This window comes from Paenibacillus zeirhizosphaerae (genome assembly GCF_030705605.1).
In the GTDB taxonomy this organism is placed as follows: domain Bacteria; phylum Bacillota; class Bacilli; order Paenibacillales; family Paenibacillaceae; genus Paenibacillus; species Paenibacillus zeirhizosphaerae.
Genome location: NZ_JAPCKK010000015.1, coordinates 17555 through 39015 on the forward strand (window position 1 = coordinate 17555; position 21461 = coordinate 39015).

General features: G+C 48.6%; 14 protein-coding genes and 1 pseudogene. 12 read left to right on the plus strand and 3 right to left on the minus strand.

Translation table 11 applies throughout. The features are described from left to right. Positions 1-103: 103 nt before the first annotated feature. Positions 104-841, minus strand: a complete 738-nt coding sequence (locus tag OIN60_RS09685; protein ID WP_305754672.1) for an SDR family oxidoreductase — start codon at positions 839-841, stop codon at positions 104-106. Between the two features lie 132 nt (positions 842-973). Then, a complete protein-coding gene (locus OIN60_RS09690) occupies positions 974-1423 on the minus strand; it encodes a MerR family transcriptional regulator (protein ID WP_305754673.1) in 450 nt (149 codons plus the stop codon). A 191-nt stretch (positions 1424-1614) separates the two neighbouring features. Here OIN60_RS09690 and OIN60_RS09695 point away from each other — a divergent pair, with 191 nt between their 5' ends. Next, positions 1615-2460 carry an aldo/keto reductase gene (locus OIN60_RS09695; RefSeq protein WP_305754674.1) on the plus strand — a complete coding sequence of 282 codons (846 nt, stop codon included), beginning with the start codon at positions 1615-1617 and terminating at the stop codon, positions 2458-2460. Positions 2461-2631: 171 nt separating this feature from the next. Here OIN60_RS09695 and OIN60_RS09700 read toward each other — a convergent pair whose 3' ends face one another. Further along, positions 2632-3318 (minus strand): O-methyltransferase, encoded by a 687-nt coding sequence (locus tag OIN60_RS09700; RefSeq protein WP_305754675.1) that lies wholly within the window; start codon positions 3316-3318, stop codon positions 2632-2634. Between the two features lie 130 nt (positions 3319-3448). Here OIN60_RS09700 and OIN60_RS09705 point away from each other — a divergent pair, with 130 nt between their 5' ends. The 11 genes and pseudogenes from OIN60_RS09705 to OIN60_RS09755 all read left to right on the plus strand — a co-directional run bounded on the left by OIN60_RS09705 (position 3449) and on the right by OIN60_RS09755 (position 21461). Continuing rightward, the gene (locus OIN60_RS09705) at positions 3449-4345 is read left to right on the plus strand and encodes a LysR family transcriptional regulator (protein ID WP_305754676.1); all 897 of its coding nucleotides are present in this window, start codon (positions 3449-3451) and stop codon (positions 4343-4345) included. A gap of 127 nt (positions 4346-4472) precedes the next feature. Continuing rightward, positions 4473-5441 carry a LacI family DNA-binding transcriptional regulator gene (locus tag OIN60_RS09710; protein ID WP_305754677.1) on the plus strand — a complete coding sequence of 323 codons (969 nt, stop codon included), beginning with the start codon at positions 4473-4475 and terminating at the stop codon, positions 5439-5441. Between the two features lie 145 nt (positions 5442-5586). Next, positions 5587-6537 carry an ABC transporter permease gene (locus OIN60_RS09715; protein ID WP_305754678.1) on the plus strand — a complete coding sequence of 317 codons (951 nt, stop codon included), beginning with the start codon at positions 5587-5589 and terminating at the stop codon, positions 6535-6537. A gap of 12 nt (positions 6538-6549) precedes the next feature. After that, positions 6550-7446 (plus strand): carbohydrate ABC transporter permease, encoded by an 897-nt coding sequence (locus OIN60_RS09720; RefSeq protein WP_305754679.1) that lies wholly within the window; start codon positions 6550-6552, stop codon positions 7444-7446. Positions 7447-7567: 121 nt separating this feature from the next. Beyond that, the gene (locus OIN60_RS09725; RefSeq protein WP_305754680.1) at positions 7568-9190 is read left to right on the plus strand and encodes an ABC transporter substrate-binding protein; all 1623 of its coding nucleotides are present in this window, start codon (positions 7568-7570) and stop codon (positions 9188-9190) included. A 47-nt stretch (positions 9191-9237) separates the two neighbouring features. Beyond that, positions 9238-10734, plus strand: a pseudogene (locus tag OIN60_RS09730) (glycoside hydrolase family 32 protein); the annotation flags it as partial. Between the two features lie 26 nt (positions 10735-10760). Then, complete coding sequence (locus OIN60_RS09735) at positions 10761-13010, plus strand: GH32 C-terminal domain-containing protein (protein WP_370872456.1); 2250 nt, start codon at positions 10761-10763, stop codon at positions 13008-13010. A gap of 154 nt (positions 13011-13164) precedes the next feature. Continuing rightward, complete coding sequence (locus OIN60_RS09740) at positions 13165-17097, plus strand: GH32 C-terminal domain-containing protein (protein WP_305754682.1); 3933 nt, start codon at positions 13165-13167, stop codon at positions 17095-17097. A gap of 61 nt (positions 17098-17158) precedes the next feature. Beyond that, positions 17159-18583 (plus strand): glycoside hydrolase family 32 protein, encoded by a 1425-nt coding sequence (locus tag OIN60_RS09745; RefSeq protein ID WP_305754683.1) that lies wholly within the window; start codon positions 17159-17161, stop codon positions 18581-18583. A gap of 696 nt (positions 18584-19279) precedes the next feature. Continuing rightward, entirely contained in the window at positions 19280-20380 is a 1101-nt protein-coding gene (locus tag OIN60_RS09750; RefSeq protein ID WP_305754684.1) for an amidohydrolase/deacetylase family metallohydrolase, read from the plus strand. After that, positions 20358-21461, plus strand: a complete 1104-nt coding sequence (locus OIN60_RS09755) for a DgaE family pyridoxal phosphate-dependent ammonia lyase (RefSeq protein ID WP_305754685.1) — start codon at positions 20358-20360, stop codon at positions 21459-21461. The genes OIN60_RS09750 and OIN60_RS09755 overlap by 23 nt, the downstream gene beginning before the upstream one ends.

Genomic DNA, 21461 nt, shown 5'->3' on the forward strand with positions numbered 1-21461 from the left:
AATTGCTTCGTTCTCTCCACTGGCTGCGTGCATATTCCTACATAACCAAAGAAAGAGAGGGTATGTTGTTCAAAGGAAGGTGCTGTCTTCCTTAGCGGAAAGATTAATTTAAGCTCGCTGTTGGTCTGACGATAATTTCGTTTACATCAACCTCGGCAGGCTGCTCCATGGCATACAGAATGGAGCGGGCAATGGCGGACGCGGGAATGGCAATCCGGCGATACTCCTTCATAAACTGGCGGGCTTCTTCATCCGAAATGCTGTCGGCAAGCTCGGACTCGGTGACTCCTGGTGAAATCAGAGTGACGCGAATATCGCCGCCGACCTCCATCCGCAGTCCATCGGTAATGGCGCGGACCGCATATTTGGTGGCACAGTATACCGTAGCGGTCGGAGTTACGTTGTACGCCCCGATGGAGGCGATGTTGATAAACTGGCCGAAGCCCTGCTGCTTCATCAGAGGCAGACCGGCGGCAATCCCGTGCAGCACCCCGCGAATATTAACGTCAATCATCCGGTTCCATTCATCGATTTTCAAGGCTTCCAGCGGTGAAAGAGGCATGACACCCGCATTATTCACCAGCACATCCACCTTGCCAAATTTGTTGTTCGCAAAGCTGATAAATTCATCCATCTGCTCCTTGCTGGTTACATCCAGGACATGATATTCAGCAGTGCCGCCTTTGGAACGAATCTCTGCTACAAGAGCTTCGAGTTTTTCTGCCCGTCTTGCTCCCAGGACGACGCTAGCTCCCTGTTCGGCCAGCAGGCGGGCGGTTGCTTCACCGATACCGCTGCTTGCACCTGTAATAACAACAACTTTTTCTTTAACATTGGACATTTGCTGATCTCTCCTTTGTTATTTGCTTGATTTCATTATGGAACATCCGGCTGTGCGGCCGATAGAAGATTCATCCCAAATCATTGCCTAATCCTCTCAAGCAGTCCTTTGTTCTCGGAGCATCGCGTAACGTTATTTGGCGCCTGCTTTCTTGATAGAGTCCCAAACTTCATGTACTTCATATTTTAAAGGCCATTTAGCGGGGTTAGAGCTATCAGCAATGACACCCTCAATAATGTTAAGGTAATAGTTGGTTTTCGCTTCTAAATAATTAACTGTATTTTTGGCTTCCTGCAATTGAAGAAGGGCATGTTCTTTTTGTTTCAAAATAATCTCGTAGCGCTCCTGAATTGTAGAATCCCCTTGTAAACAAAGATCTGCATAAGTTTTAATATCTTCGATAGACATCCCGCATTGTTTTAATATCTTGACGCCAATAAGCCAATTGACGGATTCCTCATTGAATAGGCGGTTGTTATTTTGATCTCGCAGTATGCTTGGTATTAATCCCTTATCCGTGTAAAAACGAACTGCATGCTCACTTAAGTCAAGCATTTGTGCCACTTCTTTTACCGTGTACATAAAATCCCTCCACATGAATTTACAAATATATTTTCTCTTGCCTTCATGTTACGCGAAGGTGTTAAGCGAGGGCAACCTTGTCTCGTCTGCCTATAAATCAATTTTTATTAGGCGCTTGCCTTCGTGTAACACGAATGAGGTATGATAATTGTAGTACTAACAAAGACTAAGTATTTATAGGAGGAATTGAAATGGAATTTGTAACCTTGAATAATGGAGTAAAGATGCCGATTTTAGGCTTTGGTGTTTATCAGATTCACGATCCGGCGGAATGCGAAAAATGCGTGCTTGATGCTATCCGTGTGGGTTACCGTTCCATTGATACTGCACAGGTCTACCAAAATGAAGAAGCGGTAGGCCGTGCGATCAAGAAAAGTGGAGTGCCCAGAGAAGAATTTTTTATCACCACTAAAGTTTGGATTTCCAATGCAGGTCATGACAAAGCAAAAGCATCTATTCAGGAATCCATGGACAAACTCCAGCTTGATTATCTGGACTTGGTGCTGATCCATCAACCGTTCAATGATTATTATGGAACGTACCGTGCGATGGAAGAGCTTTATAAAGCAGGTAAAATCAGAGCCATTGGGTTAAGCAACTTCTATCCGGATAGATATGTTGATCTGGTGGAGTTCAGCGAAGTGGTACCGGCTGTGAATCAGGTGGAAACCCATGTCTTTAACCAGCAGGCAAAAGCACATGAAATTATGAAAAAATACAATACGCAGATCGAATCCTGGGGTCCTTTTGCAGAAGGAAAGAACAATTTATTCACGAACTCAACCTTACAAGAAATTGGCCATAAATATAACAAATCTACAGCCCAGGTTGCTTTGCGATTCTTGATTCAGAGAGACGTAGTGGTCATTCCAAAAACGGTCAATAAAAATAGAATGGAAGAAAACTTCAATGTATTTGACTTTAAATTGACAGAGGAGGAGATGACAAAAATTGCTGCACTGGATACAGGTGAAAGTTTATTCTTCTCCCACTATGATCCACAAACCGTAGAGTACATCATTAATCTTGGCAAATAAAACCAAAGATATTTCATTTTTCTTGATGGATTGGCGTATAGACGAAGGCTGCTGTGAACAGCGGCCTATTTTTTGTGTGGAGATATAAAGTATCAGCTCATGAGGGATCAGGGCTTGAACTTGCGTGTCAATCGTTTCTTGTCCCGGTACATTCTCATCCAACGCGTGATTCTATTCTCTTCCTTGCGTTCTGGTTACAAGGCCCAGCACAAAGCCGTCATAACCTTTGCTTCCAACCGTCTGGATGGCTGTGGCATTGATTCGGGGCTCCTCGGCCAGAAGATCATAGAAGGCCCGCACCCCATGAATTCTGGGGTCAGTGCTGTGCTTATTTATAATTTCACCCTCCCGGATGACATTGTCGCCGATAATCACCGTGCCAGGGTGTGAAAAATGGAGTGCCCACCGCAGATAAGCCGGATTGTTAGGTTTGTCGGCATCAATGAAGATCAGATCAAAGGATTCAGTACCTTCCTGATCCAACTGAGCGAGCTGCTCTAAAGCATTACCCAGTCGCAAATCCACCTTTTCCTCCAGGCCCGCAAGGGCAAAATTGGCTCTGGCCACCTGTGCGTTGTGAGGATCCAGCTCCAGTGTCACAATTTTTCCGTTAGCAGGAAGCGTTCTGGCCATCCAGATGGTGCTGTAGCCACCCAAAGTGCCGATTTCCAGAATTCGTGTGGCTCCTGCCATTTGTGCCAGCAGGGACAGCAGCTTTCCCTGGCTTGGAGATACCTCGATTGCCGGCAGATATGCCTTCCGATTGGCCTCCAGCACCTGTTCCAGAATGGAATCATGTGTTATCAGTTTGTCCCCGATATACTCGTCTACCTTGGTCCATGTGTTTGACTGGCTCATATCGATCACTGCTCCTTATTTGATTTTTGCTTTCGGTTCCATTATATTTCCGTTAAAATCATAAATATAATATATGTTTTTGTGATTTACATAAACTTAATATATAAATTGATAGAACGGAGTTGTCTTTATGAATTTACACGCATTGCGCCTTTTTCACGTCATTGCCGCCACAGGCAGCGTTACGCGCGCCTCAGAGATGCTGAATATCAGCCAGCCTGCGATAACGGCCCAGATCAAGAAATTTGAAAAGGAGCTGTCCCTTGCGCTGTTCCAGCCTCAGGGAAGAGGGATTGCATTAACGGATGCCGGTGAGCAGTTGTCGGTCCTGGCCAAGAGACTGTTTGCGGTCGAACAGCAGATGGAGCGTTTTGTGCAGGAGTATAGCAGCGGGACTGTTGGCTCGATCCGGATCGCCGCCACTTATTTGCCTGCACATTTTCTCATGCCCGCATGGCTTGCCCAATTCAAAAAGCAGTATGAACAGGTTGAAATGAAGATCACCACGACGAACTCCAGCGACGCTTTGGAGCAGCTTCTGAATCTGGAGGCAGACATCGCCGTTTACGGGGGAAGACCTGAGGAATATCCGGATACGGTACAGGCGGAGGAGCTTTTTCAGGATGAGCTGTGGTTCGTGGTGGCGCCCAATCACCGTTATGCCAATCAGAAGGTATCTTTGACCGAGATGATGAAGGAGCCGTTTGTCATGCGGGAGGAAGGCAGCTCGACGCGGGAGCGGTTATTTTCCCTATGCCGTACATACAATGCGCCTGCCCCAACGATTTCCCTGCAATTTAACGGACTGCATGAGGCCATAACAGCGGTGATTGCTGGGTACGGGGCGAACTTTGTATCGTCACTGGTTGTGCGCGATGATGTGGAGCGCGGGGAGCTGTGCCGGGTTGAGGTGGAAGGGGTACAAATGAAGAATACGATCGCTGTGTGTACCCGTAAAAATGAGGAATTGCCGGCAGCGGCCCGGAATTTTATTCAAATGATCCGGGAGCATCCGTTTAGAGGGTAAAAGATTGTTTCAAAGACGAATTCTTAGCGTACACAAAAAAATGAAACGTTTCCAAATTAACTGTTGAAACGTTTCCAATTTCGTATTATTATGATTGTCATAAGAGGTGCTACAAGTGGAGGGTTAGATGTCAAGTATTAAAGATGTTGCCAACTTGGCTGGCGTAGCTGTGGGAACCGTATCCCGAGTCATTAACAATTCGGGCTCTGTAAAACCCGCTACACGCAAAAAAGTGGAGAAAGCCATACAAGAATTGAATTATATCCCTAATGAGGTTGCCCGCAACTTCAAAATGCAGAAATCCAAAATGGTTGCGTTGCTGCTTCCAAGTATCTGGCACCCTTTCTTTTCTGAACTGGCATATTACATTGAAGATGAGTTGGACCGGGAAGGCTTTAAGCTTATGCTGTGCAATAGCGGCGGCAAACCTGAAAAGGAATTGTACTATCTCGATATGCTGCAGCAAAACAAAGTGGCAGGTATTGTTGGTATTACATACAACGATATTGAAAATAACGTAAGCAATGACATTCCGATTGTCAGTATCGACAGACACTTTAACAAGAAAATCACATGCGTCACTTCGGATAATTATGAAGGAGGACGTCTGGCGTTAAGGGAACTTGTCAAAGCAGGTGCAAAAAAAATGGCTTTTTTGGGCAGCGTCACCTCCGTTTTCAGTGAAACTATGAATCGGAGAGAAGGTTTCATGCATGAGGCGAAAATAATGGGAGTCGACTGTGTTGTATACGAGAAGCCGGACCCCGTTTTGGACGACGACGCCTATTTTGATGAGTTTCTGGATAAGTATCAAGATGTGGACGGTATTTTTGCCATTACTGATATGTTCGCCGCCAAGTATATAGATAAGGCAGGCAGGCAGGGGATTCGTGTTCCAGAGGATGTAAAGGTTATCGGATATGACGGTATTCAGGATCATTCCTATTTTCATCCGGTATTGTCAACGATCAGGCAACCTGTAGAGGAGATGGCTCGTATGACGATCAGACTGCTCTACAAAAAGATAGAAGGAGAAACCTTGGAACGGGAAGTTTATCGTCTTCCGGTCATATTTAGACGAGGTGAAACCACTTGATCATTTAATTTGAAAAACATCAACCGCTTTAGTCGCTGCACCAGTGAACTTGCGGTTGGCGTTTTTCTTAAACTAAATTGGAAACGTTTCAAATAAAATGGAAGCGTTTCAATTACAAAAATTATATAAGAAAGGGAGTATTAGGATGAATCCAAGAGATTCCGGAGAATATCAACTCGTTATCAAAGAAAATCGTAAAACTTGGGACCGAATCAAACGCAACTATGAGCTGTATCTGTTTCTGCTGCCGATTGTTTTGATTTATCTCGTATTCAAGTACTACCCGATGTACGGAGTGCAAATTGCATTTAAGGATTTTTCACCGAGTAAGGGGATATGGGGCAGCGAATGGGTAGGCTTTCAGCATTTTATTGATTTTTTCGATTCTTATAACTTCTGGACGATCATGTTCAATACGCTGACGCTCAGTTTCCTGTCACTTGTGTTCAGCTTCCCGGCTCCGATTATCATAGCGGTTATGTTGAATCAAATGTTAGGCAAGCGATACAAGAAATTTATTCAGACGGTCATTTATGCACCCCATTTTATCTCTACCGTTGTGCTTGTCGGTATGCTCCATGTTTTTTTATCGCCAAATAGCGGGCTCGTAAACCACATGATTACCTGGTTCGGGGGAGAACCCATTCTGTTTATGGCTGATGAAGGCTGGTTCCGTCCTTTATATATTTTATCAGGGATATGGCAAGAGACCGGATTCTCCACGATTATTTACTTGGCAGCGCTTGCAGGGGTCAATCCCGAACTGCATGAAGCCGCCATCATGGATGGTGCGAGTAAATGGAAGCGAGTGTGGCATGTGGATATTCCCGGCATTCTTCCAACGATTATCATTCTGCTGATCCTCGCACTCGGAAACATTATGGGCATTGGTTTCGAGAAGGCTTTTTTGATGCAAAGTGATCTGAACTATGCCACCTCCAATATTATTCCAACCTACGTATACGAATTAGGGATTCAGAAGGCGCAATACAGCTTTTCAACGGCGGTTGGATTGTTTAATTCCGTTATCAACATCATCCTGATTGTCACTGTTAACCGGATCGCCAAAAAATTGACGGAAACCAGTCTGTGGTAAGGGGGAATTACTTTGAACAATCTTTTGAAGAGAAAAAGCAGAGGAGACGCCTGGTTTGACGCCATTAACTATTTCGTGTTGACCGTAGTCATGCTGCTCATCTTATTTCCGCTGTATTTTGTATGGATTGCTTCATTCAGTGATCCCAATCTGATTTATTCAGGAGAAGTATGGTTATATCCGAGGGGGGTTACACTCGATGGCTATCTACGAATTTTTAATGACTCCTCTATTTGGATCGGATATGCAAATTCCCTTTTTTATGCGAGTTTGGGAACCTTGATCGGAGTAGCTGTTACCGTATTTGCGTCCTATCCGTTAGCCCGCAAGGATCTGGTCGGGAGATCAGTAATGATGTGGTTTTTATTGATCCCCATGTTTTTTAGCGGTGGATTGATTCCCACGTATTTGCTGATCAAGGATCTGCACATGTTAAATACGATTTGGGCACTGGTTATTCCTGGGGCTGGCGGTATATTCAATGTTATCATCGTTCGGACATTCTTTCAGTCGTCCATTCCGGATGAAATGTGGGAAGCCGCTTCAATCGACGGTTGCTCCAACACCAGATTTTTTTGGAGTATTGTTTTGCCTCTGTCCAAGTCCATTATTGCAGTCATGGTGTTGTATCATGTCGTCGGCTTTTGGAATGGCTTTTTCGATGCTTTGATCTATTTGAATGACGAGAGCAAGTATCCTCTTCAATTGGTGCTGCGCAACATTCTCGTCCAAAATCAGGTCAACTCCGGAATGATGGTGGATGTGGAATCCTATGCAGCGAAGATGAGGGTTACTGAACTTATCAAGTACGGTGTTATTATCGTGTCCAGCCTGCCACTGTTGATTTTATATCCATTTCTGCAAAAGTACTTTGTCAAAGGGGTAATGATTGGCTCGATCAAGGGCTGATACTGACGATTTCTTGAAGGGAGGGGATATACGGCAGTCAGCTATTCTGATCCAGACAAAGCCGGATTGGGAAATAAAAATTGTGATTTTTCTGGGATGAACTATAGGGAGGTTAGGTACGATGAAATCTTTATTCAAAAGCGCAGGAATTCTCGTGCTGGCCGGAGCCCTTGCGCTGAGCGGATGTTCGGGAGAAGACGGCTCCAAAAATCAGGTGAAAAATCCGAAGCAGGATACGAATTTCAACAAAACCGGTCTGCCGATTGTTAAAGAAACAGTGACGTTAAAGATGGTATCCCCAAAAGCAGCGTTGGCGCCGGAGTATTCCGAAATGGAGATTTTCAAACGGCTGGGGGAGCAAACCAATGTAAAGATCGAATGGGAGAACATTCCGGACACAGACTACGCAGAGAAGAAAAATTTGCTGCTGGCCAGCGGAAATTTGCCGGACGCTTTTTACGCAGCCGGATTTTCGGATTACGAGCTCATCAATTACGGTAAAGACGGGACGATCATTCCACTGGAGGATTTGATCGATCAGTACGCGCCTAATTTGAAAGCGCTTTTGGAGCGCAGGCCTGACATCAAGTTAGCGATCACAGCGCCCGATGGGCACATTTATGGGTTACCGTCGTGGGAAGAGAATAACCTGGGAACCAACCCTTTCTTTCATGTCATCAATAAAAAGTGGCTCGATAAGCTCGGTCTGAAAATGCCGCAAACGCTCGATGAATACACGGAAGCCTTAATTTCCTTTAAAACGCAGGATCCGAATGGCAACGGCAAGGCCGATGAAATTCCGTTAAGCTTCATGCACATGCAATGGTGTATGGACATTGGCGGTATACTCGGTGCTTTCGGACTACCGGATAACATGGAGCATCGGATCGTCCGCGACGAAAAAGTGATCTTTACCGCGACGCAACCCCAGTACAAGGAAGCTTTGAAGTATTTTCACGAAAAATGGTATAAGCAGGGCCTGATTGACCCCGAATCTTTCACCCAGGACGCTGCTCAGTATCTGGCAAAAGGCAAAACGAAGGACGAAACACTTGGCTCTTACATTTGGTGGGAAGCCGAAGAGGTTGTCGGACCGGAACGAAGCCGAGATTATGCTTTACTGTCTCCGCTTAAAGGACCGAACGGTGACCAATTGATCGGCCGCAGCAATGGAGGGGGACCGGGACGCGGCGCCTTTGTGATAACAAAAGCGAACCGCTATCCCGAAATCACGATGCGCTGGATCGATCAGCAGTATGAACCCTATATGGCGGCTCAGATCCACTGGGGTCCGCTGGATGTTGTATTCAAGAAAGACGAAAATAGCAAGCTGGTGAACCTGCCACTTCCTGATGGAACCTCTGCAGGTGAATTCCGGCAAAAAGTGGCTCCAGGCGCAGGCGGCCCTGGCGTTATTACCATCGAAGATCTTGGAAAAGTTGTTGATCTGGAGCCGCGGGCCCAACAGCGTGTTAAAGATTTGGAGCAATATTACAATCCATTTATGGAGAAGGAGAGCTATCCTAATATCTTCTTTGAAAAGGAGGAACTGGATAAAATCAATAGAATTGAGCCGGAATTGATCAAATATGTAAATGCCCAACGAGGTAAATTCATAGTTAATGGCGGCGTGGATGAACAGTGGGAAAAATATGTGAAGACACTGGAGAAGATGGGCCTGAACGAATTGATGGAAATCTATCAAACAGGATTGGACCGTTATCATGCAAATTTACAAAAATAAATAAACTCAAACGATTGGTGGGAGAAATTGTGCTAGATGTATTTTATGAGAGATTCAGACCCGGCTTTCATTTTTCGCCTCCATCTCATTGGATGAATGATCCGAACGGATTAGTCTATTACGAGGGAGAATATCATCTGTTTTATCAGCATCATCCTCACGGCAACAATTGGGGGCCCATGCATTGGGGGCATGCGGTGAGTCCGGATTTGATCCATTGGGAGCATATGCCGATCGCTTTATTCCCGGATGAACATGGGGCCATTTTCTCCGGCTGCTGCGTGGTGGACTGGAATAACAGCAGCGGACTGTTCAAAGGTTCCCATGGATTGGTCGCCATCTTTACCCATGCGGACACCTGCCCGAAGACAGGACAGCCGCGCCAGCGGCAAAGCTTGGCTTACAGCAGCGACAAAGGCCGAACTTGGCACAAATATGAGGGGAACCCGGTTCTCGCCGAGGATGATCTGATCGACTTCCGTGATCCGAAAGTGTTCTGGCATCCGCAGAGTGAGCGGTGGGTTATGGTGCTTGTGGCGGGAGACCATGCTCGTTTTTATGGGTCGAAAAATTTGCGTGAATGGTCGCTAACAGGAGAATTCGGCAAAGGGGAAGGCTCGCATGACGGCGTTTGGGAATGCCCGGACCTTTTTGAATTACCGATCGATGACAGCGGGCACTCCAAATGGGTGCTTATCATAAGCATTGGGGATAATCCCGAATGTCCTGAAGGCTCGCGCACACAATATTTTATCGGAGAGTTCGACGGAAATACGTTCATCAATGACAACTCGGCCGATCATATCCTTTGGCTGGATCATGGCAGGGATAATTATGCGGGTGTCTCTTGGTCGGATATACCGGAGCGAGACGGGCGGCGCGTGATGATCGGATGGATGAGCAACTGGAAATATGCCAACGAGACGCCAACCGGAGACTGGAGAGGCGCCATGACTCTGCCCCGTGCCTTGTCATTGACCAGCCGGGACGAAGGCATAGTTCTGACCCAAATGCCTGTCCGGGAAGTTGAACGGCTGCGAAAAACATCGATGAGCTGGAATGATGTTACGGTGACGCAGGACGTACCGTTCACACAGCAGACGAACGATGGTCTGCTCGAGATCGAAGCGGATATCGATATCCGGTCCGGGAACGAGACGCATATTAAATTCAAGTCCTCCGGGCAAAACGAGATGATTATTGGATATGATCCTGTGTGCCAACGGCTATCTATCGACCGTTCCAAATCGGGTCTGACTGACTTTCATCCGGAGTTTGCATGCAATCACGGTGCAAGCCTGGTTCCGGAGGATGGAAAGATCAAGTTGCATATCTGGCTGGACCGCAATGCGGTTGAAGTGTATGGGAATGACGGCCTGATTGTACTGACGGATCAAATATTCCCGGATGCTCCGATCGAGAATGTTTGGATAAGTACGAATTCGGGGCAGGTTGTATTGAACTCACTTCATATTCATACTCTTAAATCCGTTCCTATTTCTAATGGTGCCGTCGAGCAGGCTTCAAGGGGGAATGACGCGTGAACCAAGTACCCGACAATCGGGGGCTCATGATGTATTGGGCTTTCGATGAAGGAACCGGAGGAAAAGCTTTGGAGAGCGTATCCCAAACCCGGGATGATATTCAATACGTATTTAAGCAAGCGGAGTTTACGGAACCGCGAGATCCGCAGTGGAGACAGGGAATATTGGGCAGCGGGCTCCTGTTCGATGGGTACTCGACATTCGTAGCCCATCGGGTCAATACGGGAAATTCGAGTGGAGAGCCTGGGTTTCTGACAACGCTCAGCATCGGAGTATGGGTAGCGCCCCGCTCCTACGAATGGGGGGAGGGTGGTAAATTGGCTTCCATCGTGAACCGCTACAACATGGACCGTAAGCAGGGTTATTTGCTGGGTATGTTTCGCCACGGATCATGGTCTTTCCAGGTTGGGCTTGAAGGAGGGGCTTGGGCGGAGATTTGGTCACCGGACGGCTGTGAATTGTCCAAAAATGAATGGTCTTATGTAAGTGCGGTGTTCGATGGGAACCAGGGAGAAATGAAGCTTTATTTGAACGGCAGTGAAATCGCTTCGACTACTTTGCCACGCGGTTCTCGCTTGACCGAGGCAGTGGACAGCGATCTGCTCATCGGAAAGAACAATCACAGCAGCCGTCTGGCAAAGGTGTTCAGCCTGCATATGTTTAGCGGTATCATCGATGATCTCAAGATCTATAATCGTGCCCTGAACGCGGAAGAGGTGGCCGCTGCTTATCGGCATGTACTGGACTCCGCCCATGGAGGTGTCCGACCGTCCTTAAAATATGATGAGATCAAGCTGGACCGGGCGCCCCTGCTGTCGGACCGGCATAGACCCCAATATCATGTCAGCCCGCCGGCCCATTGGATGAATGAACCTCATGCGCCGATCTATTTTGATGGGAAATATCATTTGTTCTATCAGCATAACCCGCTAGGGCCTTTCTTTCATCAGATCCATTGGGGGCATTGGGTAAGTGAAGATCTGGTGCATTGGCGCGACCTCCCCGTGGCGCTGGCGCCGGAGAAAGATCGGCTTGCACCGGACGGGATCTGGTCGGGAAGCGCAACCTATGATGCGGACGGTCTGCCTGTCTTGTTCTTTACGGCAGGCAATGACAGCGCTTCGCCGAATCAGAGCGTTGCGCTTGCCCGCAGCACATATACCCGGGATGGAGACCCGGATCTGGTTCACTGGGTCAAACATCCGGAGCCGCTCATCGTGCAGAAGAAGGGCATGGGTGCATTTGGCGATTTCCGAGATCCCTTTGTTTGGAAGGACGATGACGGCTGGTATGCTTTGGTCGGGTCGGGGATGGAAGGCGAAGGAGGCGCGGCGCTGGCATTTGCGTCCAAGGATATGCTGAATTGGACCTATAAAGGCTCCCTTTTTAAAGCGGATCTTCAGAAGTTCCCTTATCTTGGCCCGATCTGGGAGCTTCCCGTGCTGCTTCCGCTTGGCAGCGACAAGCAGGGGGGGAACAAACATCTTCTGCTGGTCAGCCCTGTGGGAAAAGGGGCGGATGTCGAGGTGTTCTATTGGATCGGACAGCTTGACAAGGAAAATCTGTCATTCATTCCCGATCAAGAGGAGCCGCAACTGATTGATGTCGGGGATTTCCATTTTACCGGCCCGAGCGGAATGGTGGATCCGAGAACCGGCAGAAAGATCATCTTTACGATCGCCCAAGGGGAGCGAACACCCGAGCTGGAATATAAATCGGGTTGGGCCCATAACGGCGGCTTGCCGCTAAGCGTCTATTTGCGGGATGACGGACGACTGGGAATCGAACCAATTGAGGAACTGCAATCGCTGCGGGGGGAGAAGCGGCTATCGCTTCGGAACAAGTCACTGGCCGAGACGAATGTACGGCTCCGGGAGGTTCAAGGCGACATGCTTGAGATTCAATTGGAAATCGAGCCGGGCAGCGCCCGACAATTCGGAATCAAGGTCCGGTGTACACCGGACGGGAAAGAAGAAACGCTGCTGTATTATGATGCGATTCAATCGATGCTCTTGGTCGACCGGACGAAAACGACGCTGCATCCGGGAGAAAGATGCGGAGGGATCCAGGGCGGCAAGCTGGAGCTGCCAGACGAGAATCTGAAGCTTCACCTTTATTTGGACCGCTCCATGGTCGAAGCTTATGCCAACGGTTTGAAAAGCCTGACGACCCGGGTATACCCGAGCCGTAAGGATGCTTTAGGGCTTGAGATTTGGGGAGACGGGGAACTAACGGTTAAATCCCTGGATATATGGGAGATGCAAGCCATTTGGTAAAGTGAGCGCTTAGGCACTCCCTATCGCCTTACATTGTGAAAACGCTCTATTATTCTCCTTTTTCATCATGATTATCATCCTTGTACAAAGGGAGCATTGCGAAGTCAGATAGCGATGTTTTTCTAAATTGGGAAATCACGAAGGAGGATCGTGAATGAGAAAAGAAAAAAAGAGAGGACACGTGTTTGGCAAGGCGATTATATGGACTCTGGTTCTTCAGCTTATTGCTCCCGTGATTCCGGCCGCGGCCTATTCCGATTCCAATGGGGTGGAAACGCCCGCGTCTTTGGCTGAAGTGAATACGACGGTTACGGATGCAGTATATCAAGCAGTATATCAAATCGAGAATTCGGGATTTGAAACCGGAGATTTGACGGGATGGACCATTGTCGAAGGCGAAGCGTTCGGTCCGGATAGCGTCTCGGACGAAACAACCTGGTGGGCGGAAGAAATCCCCTATAATCAGGAAGGTACTTATCATCTAAATGGGTGGAAATATGCGGAATCTGCGACAGGCATTCTTCGTTCCAGCACTTTTGAGCTGGGGGGAACGGGGTGGATTACCTTTAGACTGGGCGGAGGCAAACATACGGATCAAGTTTATGTGAGCGTTATCGAAGCAGATACGGGAAAGATGATTGCTCGGTACGGCAATAGCGAATTTAACGAGTCCGGGTTCCCGGATCCCGCACAGGGCTTGAGATTGGCTAATATGGTGCAGTATAAAGCTGATCTGTCCAAGCACATCGGCAAAAAACTCTATCTTGAGATCGTCGATCATGCAACCTCGGATTGGGGCCTGATTTTTGCGGATGCCTTCAGCACGTTTAATGAGATTGTACCGGTGGAAGGGGTCGTGGCTGAAAACATTATCCCAGCTGAAATCACGAATGCCAGTTTTGAAACGGGAAATTTCGATGGCTGGACGGTTGAGGGAGATGCTTTTCAAGTAACCGATGAAGCTCATGCAAGCAAAGACGGAAACTTCTATGCTAAATCTGTCTTGGAAGCTCAGGGCTCCATCACCTCCAATACTTTCACACTCCAGGGAAGTGGAACCATTAACTTTACTATTTTGGACATTTTAAAACCGGAGGACGCCTACGTCGAACTTTACGATGCCGTCAGCAATACGTTGCTTAAGAAAACGGGGAATGTCAGTGCAAATGAGAAAATCACATGGACTGTGCCGGAGTACTACAACAAGGAACTCTATGTAAAGGTCGTTGATCAGTCTGATCAAGCCGGCATTTCCGTTGACGGTTTCCAAGTACGTGGTGCGGGTACTATATTTTACTTGGATCTTAATGAAGGCGCAGGAAAGAAAACATCGGATGAAGTACGCAAGCTTGAGCATGATGTGAACTATGTATTTAACAACGCCAGATATATGGACTCCAGGGATCCGAGATGGACTCCCCGCGGGGTGAAAGGCGGGGCCTTGTTGTTCGATGGATATTCGAACTATATTGAGGTCAACGCCAAGGATACCGTGCCTGTAAACGATGCGTTAACCATCGAAGCCTGGGTCGCTCCTCGCAGCTATGAATGGGGGGACGGAAACAAACTGTCCGCCATTGTGAACCAATCCGATCAGGATAAAGTGGAAGGCTTCGCTCTTGGAATGTACCGGCACGGTACATGGTCGATGCAGGCCGGGATTGGCGGGCAGTGGATTCAGGTGTGGGTAAAGGATCACCCATTGGAAAAATACAAGTGGAATTATGTTACCGCTACTTTCGATAAAAAAGATGGAATGATCAAGTTATATCTAAATGGTGAGGAAGTGGCTTCCCAAGCTACCCCCGTTAATGTCCCAATCACACCATCCACGGAAAGCCTGATCATCGGAAAAAATAATAAACCGGTTGAGCTGGCAGGACTGTTTTCCTTCAATATGTTCAGTGGACTCATCGATGAAGTGAAGCTGCACAACAAAGCCCTTACGAGCGAAGAGGTACTAGCTGAGTATGAGAGCGTAAAGGCGCTCCACGGCGGTTCGGTTCCGGAAATTCCGAATGGGGATATTGATGAGGACCCAAGTGTGTTTGACGGAGATCAGCACCGTCCCCAGTATCATGCAATGCCCCCACAAAACTGGATGAATGAAGCGCATGCGCCCATTTATTATAACGGCAAATACCATTTGTTTTATCAGCATAACCCGCAGGGGCCATACTGGCATCAAATCCATTGGGGGCATTGGGTAAGCGACGATATGGTGCACTGGGAAAATGTAAGGCCGGCCCTTGCGCCCGAAGCGGGCACTCTTGACCCGGACGGCGCGTGGTCAGGTGGCGCGGCGTATGATCGAAACGGCAATCCCGTACTGTTCTATACCGCCGGCAACGACTCCGAGTCGCCGAACCAACGAACAGCAGTTGCAACTCCAGCCGATTTATCCGATCCCGATTTGGAGCAATGGGTGAAATATCCCGAACCGGTGACGGAACAGAACGGGATCGGCATCCATAACGAGTTTCGCGATCCGTTCGTTTGGTACGATGAAGAGACGGATAAGTGGTATCAATTAGTGACTTCCGGCCTTCAGGACTTCAGCAGCGGCACGGCATTAGTGTATGTATCCGACGATATGTACAACTGGGAGTATAAGGGGCCTTTATATGTTAGCAACAGAACCCTCTATCCGGAGTTGGGCACGGTCTGGGAACTGCCGGTATTATTGCCGTTAGGCAAGGATAGCAAGGGCCAACAAAAACATATATTCATGATTAATCCGCATGAAAAACCGGAGCATGTACCGCCGGGGAACGATGTACAAAGAGATGTTGAGGTCTTTTATTGGATTGGGACCTGGGATCGGGAGAATTTCAAGTTTATCCCTGATCAAGAGGCCCCCTCCAAAATGGATGTAGGTGATGGTTATCTAACCGCAGAGAGCGGTCTGGTCACGCCTGACGGCAGAACGGTCGTATTCTCCATGGTACAAAATGTAAGAACACCGCAAGCAGAATATCAATCCGGATGGGCTCATAATCTGGCTCTGCCAGTTTCACTAAGCCTGGATGAGCATGATGAATTGCGCGTTGAGCCGATTCAAGAATTGCAGAGTCTGCGAGGAAATAAACTGGTTGATTTTTCAGAGAAAAATATGGAGTCCGCTAATCAATTGATCCGGAATGTCAAAGGCGACATGTTGGAAATTGTGATGGAAATGGATCCGCGTGAGGCTCAGAAATTCGGAATCAAGGTGCGGCGCTCCGACAATGGACAGGAGGAAACACTGATTTACTACGACAAAACAAACGGTACCTTTAATGTGGATCGCACCAAGAGCAGTATCGACCCGGATGTGCGCGTGGACGGCATTCAAGGCGGATACGTTGATCTAAACGGAGAGAATCTGAAACTCCATATTTTCCTCGATCGCTCGGTCATTGAAGCTTTTGCTAATTACAAGAAAAAGCTGACAACCCGAGTTTACGTAGGCAGATACGATTCCTTGGGCTTGCAAGTCTGGGCCGACAACGATATTACCATCAAGTCGATGAAGGTATGGGAGATGAATGCTTTAAGCGGTGAACCGGCTGCTCCGGTCGATGTGCCTGAGAACTGGGATGATTCTGTGTATACCGATACTACGAATCTGCCTAACCATGACTTTGCTACGGGCGACTTAACCGGCTGGATTACGGAAGGAGACGCTTTCCAAGATGTCCACGTGACCGACACCAAGTTCTTCTGGGGTAACATTTACTTTAACCCGTCGCAAAAAATTCCAGGGGGCTATCATTTGTGGGGCTTCAACGAGCAAGCCGGGGGCGACAGCTTGACGGGGACGCTGAGATCGCAAAATTTCGTCCTCGGGGGGAACGGCAGGGTCGACTTTCTGATCAGCGGCGGCCGGGATATAGACCGCTTGTATGTAGCGTTGGCCCGGGCGTCAGACGGCAAAGAGTTGTTTAAAGAGACAGCGACCAATTATGAGGAATACCAGCGGAAAATTTGGGATGCTTCGGATTATATCGGCGAGGAGCTTTTCATTAAGGTGGTTGACAAGTCTACAGGCGGTTTCGGACATCTTAACGTCGATGATTTTAACGTACCGGTACAGGTCAAGAAGTAGAACGTTCCAACTGTTTTGTTGAATGAACGCTAAGCCACGTAAATCTTTAGGGGGAATCAGGATGAGGGAATTTTTCTATCGGCCGGAGAACGCCTGGGTAGGGGATGTGATTCCCTATTATGAAGACGGGGAATTTAAACTATTCTATCTGCACGGCTGGCGGGAGAACTACCGGGATGATCTTGACCATGGCTGGCATCTGGTCGGAACGAAGGATTTCGTGAATTACCAGGCAGAAGGAGCCTGCAAAATCGAAGGCGGCACCGGCCATATTCTGAAAGTGGACGGTATCTATCATATGTTCTACTGCATATTTCCTCCAGGCAAGCAGCTCGTCTGCCATGCGATCAGCAGTGACTTGAAGACCTGGGAGCCTATTCCTGAAGATACCTTTGCCGCTGACGACCGCATCTATGAGCTGTCTGATTGGCGCGATCCTTTCGTGTTCTGGAATGAAGAGGAAGGCCAATACTGGATGTTGCTTGCCGCGATGGCGAAAGGGCCAACCAAGCGAAAAGGGTGCACCGCGCTGCTGTCATCCAAAGACCTTAAAACCTGGGAGTACCGCGAGCCGTTGTACGCGCCGAATTTGCACGTGGGGGCCCATGAATGTCCCGACTTGTTCCGGATCGGGGATTGGTGGTATTTGATCTATTCCTCCTATACGGAACGTTTTGCGACCTTTTACCGAATGAGCCGCAGCCTGATTGGCCCTTGGCTTACCCCGAAAGAGGATACCTTCGACGGGCGGGCTTTCTATGCGGCCAAATCCGCGTCAGACGGGCGAGGACGTTATCTGTTCGGTTGGAATCCCACGAAAAACGACGATTTATTCGGTTGGAATCCGCCGAAATCCCGAGGCAAGGACTACAATACCTGGGATTGGGGAGGGAATCTGATCGTCCATGAAATCGTTCAGCGTCCTGATGGCACGCTCGGCGTAAAAGTGCCGGATACGGTTGATGCGGCATTTTCGCAGCCGCAGCCCGTACATTACCAGGGCATTACGGGAAATTGGCTCATTACGGATCACACGTTCTCCTGTATGTCGCCGCATGCTTTTGCCGGCTGCACGAGCCGGGAGGAGCTGCCTGATCAGTGCAAGATTTCCGCCAGCGTCTCATTTTCCGAGCAAACGCAAGGGGTCGGGTTCATGCTGCGTACGGAAGATACGTTAGATGAGGCCTATTACTTTACCCTGGAACCGCAGCGGAATCGCCTTACCTTCCGCGGAAAGATCATGCAGTCGGAAGAGGGCGGGAAGACGTTCCCTTATGAGGTGGAGCTGGAACGTCCGATTGATCTATTTCCCGATCGTCCTTACGAAATCAAAGTGTTTATGGACGGATCGATTTGTGAGATTTACGTGGATGCGAACATAGCGATGAGTGCCAGAATGTATGATATCCCGCATGGGAAACTTGGTTTGTTTGTCAGTCAAGGCTATGCTGAGTTTAGCGATGTGCGAATCGAGGGCAGAGGATAAAACAAAAAAAATGAGTAGGGGATCAATGAATCCCCTGCTCGATTTTTTTGAATGATCTGTTTGAAGTTTGGCTCAACCTAGAAATCAATTCTTGACGGCTTGGCAGGCTGGTGGGTTGGGCGGTAGATGAATCAACACTCGCAAGTCCGGACGCTTTGCATGATTATCCCGTTTGATCAGAAACAGAGAAACAGAGAAACAGACGAATGCCTATCCTAGCCCCACCTATTCCCTGAGCGAGAGGGATAATCGTACAAAGCAGCGTGCAGGGGCATCAAGACACGAACCCAATAGACAGCCACCTCAGTCTGGGAGTCTGAAGTTTATTTGGAAATTAACTGGTGCGCTGGCTGTCGGATTCAATGGATTCGATCATCAGCTTGGAAGCTGCCTCAGTCCATCGTTGCTTTGACGATAATCCCGTCGACCATTTGGATATTCATGAAAATTTCTTCAAAGTCCAGCAGGATGATTTTATATCCCAAGGACTTTAACTGCTGCTTGTTCGAAGATTAAAGAGAAACAGCTCAATAACCATATAATAATTTTTTCACTAAAACATTATAACGTTATATTCTTTTATTGCTCAAGATGTGGTATTGTGATCTTATAAAGAGCGGCTGCTCCGGTAAGAGAGGGAGCGAAACAAGCTATCGCTTAGGAAGGATGGAACGCCGTTCGGGAAGGAAGGAGTACATGTCTGAACGCTTGGTCATACGCAATGTGAAATTCGTCGATGGACAGTCTGCCGACATTGCTGTCGAGAACGGGAAAATTGCAGAGATTGCTCAAGCCGGTTCACTGCCGGGAAGCGATGGTTTTGATGGAACCGGGCTGTACGTATCCAGCGGCTGGATCGATATGCATGTGCATGCTTTTCCGGAGTTTGACCCGTATGGAGATGAGATCGACGAGATTGGCGTCAAGCAAGGGGTTACAACGATCATTGATGCAGGAAGCTGTGGCGCCGACCGGATCGGGGATCTGAAAACAAGTGCGGCTAGCGCGAATACTCGTTGTTATGCATTTCTGAACATATCGCATATCGGCTTGCAGCGGGTGGATGAGCTGTCACAGTTGGAGTGGATTGATAAGGATCGGGTCAAGGAGGCTGTCACTCTGTATCCGGATTTCATTGTCGGCCTGAAGGCGCGTATCAGCCGCAGCGTGGTGAAGGAGAGCGGGATACGGCCGTTGCAGCTTGCACGTGAGCTGTCGGAGGATACCGGTCTGCCGCTGATGGTGCATATCGGCTCGGCTCCTCCGCAAATCGAAGAGGTGATCCCTTTGCTCGCCAAAGGGGACGTGGTGACCCACTATCTGAACGGCAAGCCGAACAATTTGTTCGATGAAACAGGTAAACCGCTGCCCGTGCTGGTCGATGCGGTCAATAGAGGAGTGCATCTGGATGTCGGCCACGGTTCGGCGAGCTTCTCATTCAAGGTTGCCGAGCATGCCAAGCGAAACGGCATTCAGCCTGACACGATCAGCACCGACATTTACCGGGGCAACCGTCTGAACGGACCAGTCTACAGCATGGCGAACGTGTTGTCCAAGTTTTTATACCTGGGCTACAGCCTGGAAGAGGTTATTCAGGCAGTCACCGTCAAAGCTGCGGACTGGCTTGGCAAGCCTGAGCTCGGCCGGATTCAGGTGGGAGACGATGCCAACCTGACGCTGTTTGCCGTCAAGCAGGAGCCGATTGTGTTTGTCGATTCCGAGGGCGAGGAACGGACTGCGGATCAATATATCGAAGCTAAAGGAGCTGTCATTCATGGATCATTCTTTACTTGCTAAATACGGATTGAAGCGGGTGATTAACGCCAGCGGCCGCATGAGCATCCTGGGCGTCTCTGCGCCTACCGATACGGTGATGGAGGCGATGAAAACTGGCGGGCAGCAGTATGTGGAGATTGCTGACCTGGTGAATAAAGCCGGCGACCATATTGCAGGTATAATGGGCTCGGAGGCTGCGGTTGTTGTCAACTCGGCTTCCAGCGGCATTGCCCTGTCGGTAGCAGCGATCGTGACCCAGGGCAACAAGCGCCTGAGCGAGCGGCTTCATCAGGACCCGATTGCCAAGAACGAGATTATTATCCTGAAGGGACATAACGTGCAGTACGGTGCTCCTGTAGAGACCATGGTGTATTTGGGCGGAGGCAAGCTCGTCGAGGTAGGCTATGCCAATGAGGGCAAAAAAGAACATGTCGAGGACGCCATAAACGAGCAGACGGCGGCTATTTTGTATGTAAAATCCCATCACAGTGTGCAGAAGAACATGATCTCCGTAGAGGAAGCTTGGGAAATTGCCCAGCGGCGCGAGGTGCCGCTCATTGTTGATGCGGCGGCGGAAGAGGATATTTATAAATATGTGAAAGTGTCCGACCTGGCCATTTACAGCGGTTCCAAAGCGATTGAAGGACCGACCTCCGGCATTGTCGCTGGCAAACGTCAATATATTGAATGGCTCAAGGTGCAATTGCACGGCATCGGGCGCAGTATGAAGGTTGGCAAGGAATCGACCTTTGGCTTGCTGCAGGCGCTCGACGAATATACCCGCAAAGCGGACAAAAGCGAGCAGGAGAAGGAATCACTGCAGGCGCTCATGGCACTGAATGACCTGCCGGGCGTCCGGGTGAGCATCGTGCAGGATGAGGCGGGCAGAGCGATTTTCCGCGGCCGTATCCAGGTTAACGCAGCAGAAGCAGGCATGGATGCCAAACAGGTAAATGACCAGTTACGCGAAGGGCAGATTGCCATCTATACACGCGATTACGGAGTGCGGCAAGGATATTTCGATCTGGATGCGCGTTCTTTTCAAGGGGATGACATCCAGGTGATCGTATCCAGAATTCAGGAAATAGTAGGAGGAAAATAA

Bases quoted from the DNA above. Each gene is read 5' to 3' on its own strand.
- OIN60_RS09685 (WP_305754672.1), bottom strand. From the start codon at position 841: ATGTCCAATGTTAAAGAAAAAGTTGTTGTTATTACAGGTGCAAGCAGC.
- OIN60_RS09690 (WP_305754673.1), bottom strand. From the start codon at position 1,423: ATGTACACGGTAAAAGAAGTGGCACAAATGCTTGACTTAAGTGAGCAT.
- OIN60_RS09695 (WP_305754674.1), top strand. From the start codon at position 1,615: ATGGAATTTGTAACCTTGAATAATGGAGTAAAGATGCCGATTTTAGGC.
- OIN60_RS09700 (WP_305754675.1), bottom strand. From the start codon at position 3,318: ATGAGCCAGTCAAACACATGGACCAAGGTAGACGAGTATATCGGGGAC.
- OIN60_RS09705 (WP_305754676.1), top strand. From the start codon at position 3,449: ATGAATTTACACGCATTGCGCCTTTTTCACGTCATTGCCGCCACAGGC.
- OIN60_RS09710 (WP_305754677.1), top strand. From the start codon at position 4,473: ATGTCAAGTATTAAAGATGTTGCCAACTTGGCTGGCGTAGCTGTGGGA.
- OIN60_RS09715 (WP_305754678.1), top strand. From the start codon at position 5,587: ATGAATCCAAGAGATTCCGGAGAATATCAACTCGTTATCAAAGAAAAT.
- OIN60_RS09725 (WP_305754680.1), top strand. From the start codon at position 7,568: ATGAAATCTTTATTCAAAAGCGCAGGAATTCTCGTGCTGGCCGGAGCC.
- OIN60_RS09735 (WP_370872456.1), top strand. From the start codon at position 10,761: ATGATGTATTGGGCTTTCGATGAAGGAACCGGAGGAAAAGCTTTGGAG.
- OIN60_RS09740 (WP_305754682.1), top strand. From the start codon at position 13,165: ATGAGAAAAGAAAAAAAGAGAGGACACGTGTTTGGCAAGGCGATTATA.
- OIN60_RS09745 (WP_305754683.1), top strand. From the start codon at position 17,159: ATGAGGGAATTTTTCTATCGGCCGGAGAACGCCTGGGTAGGGGATGTG.
- OIN60_RS09750 (WP_305754684.1), top strand. From the start codon at position 19,280: ATGTCTGAACGCTTGGTCATACGCAATGTGAAATTCGTCGATGGACAG.
- OIN60_RS09755 (WP_305754685.1), top strand. From the start codon at position 20,358: ATGGATCATTCTTTACTTGCTAAATACGGATTGAAGCGGGTGATTAAC.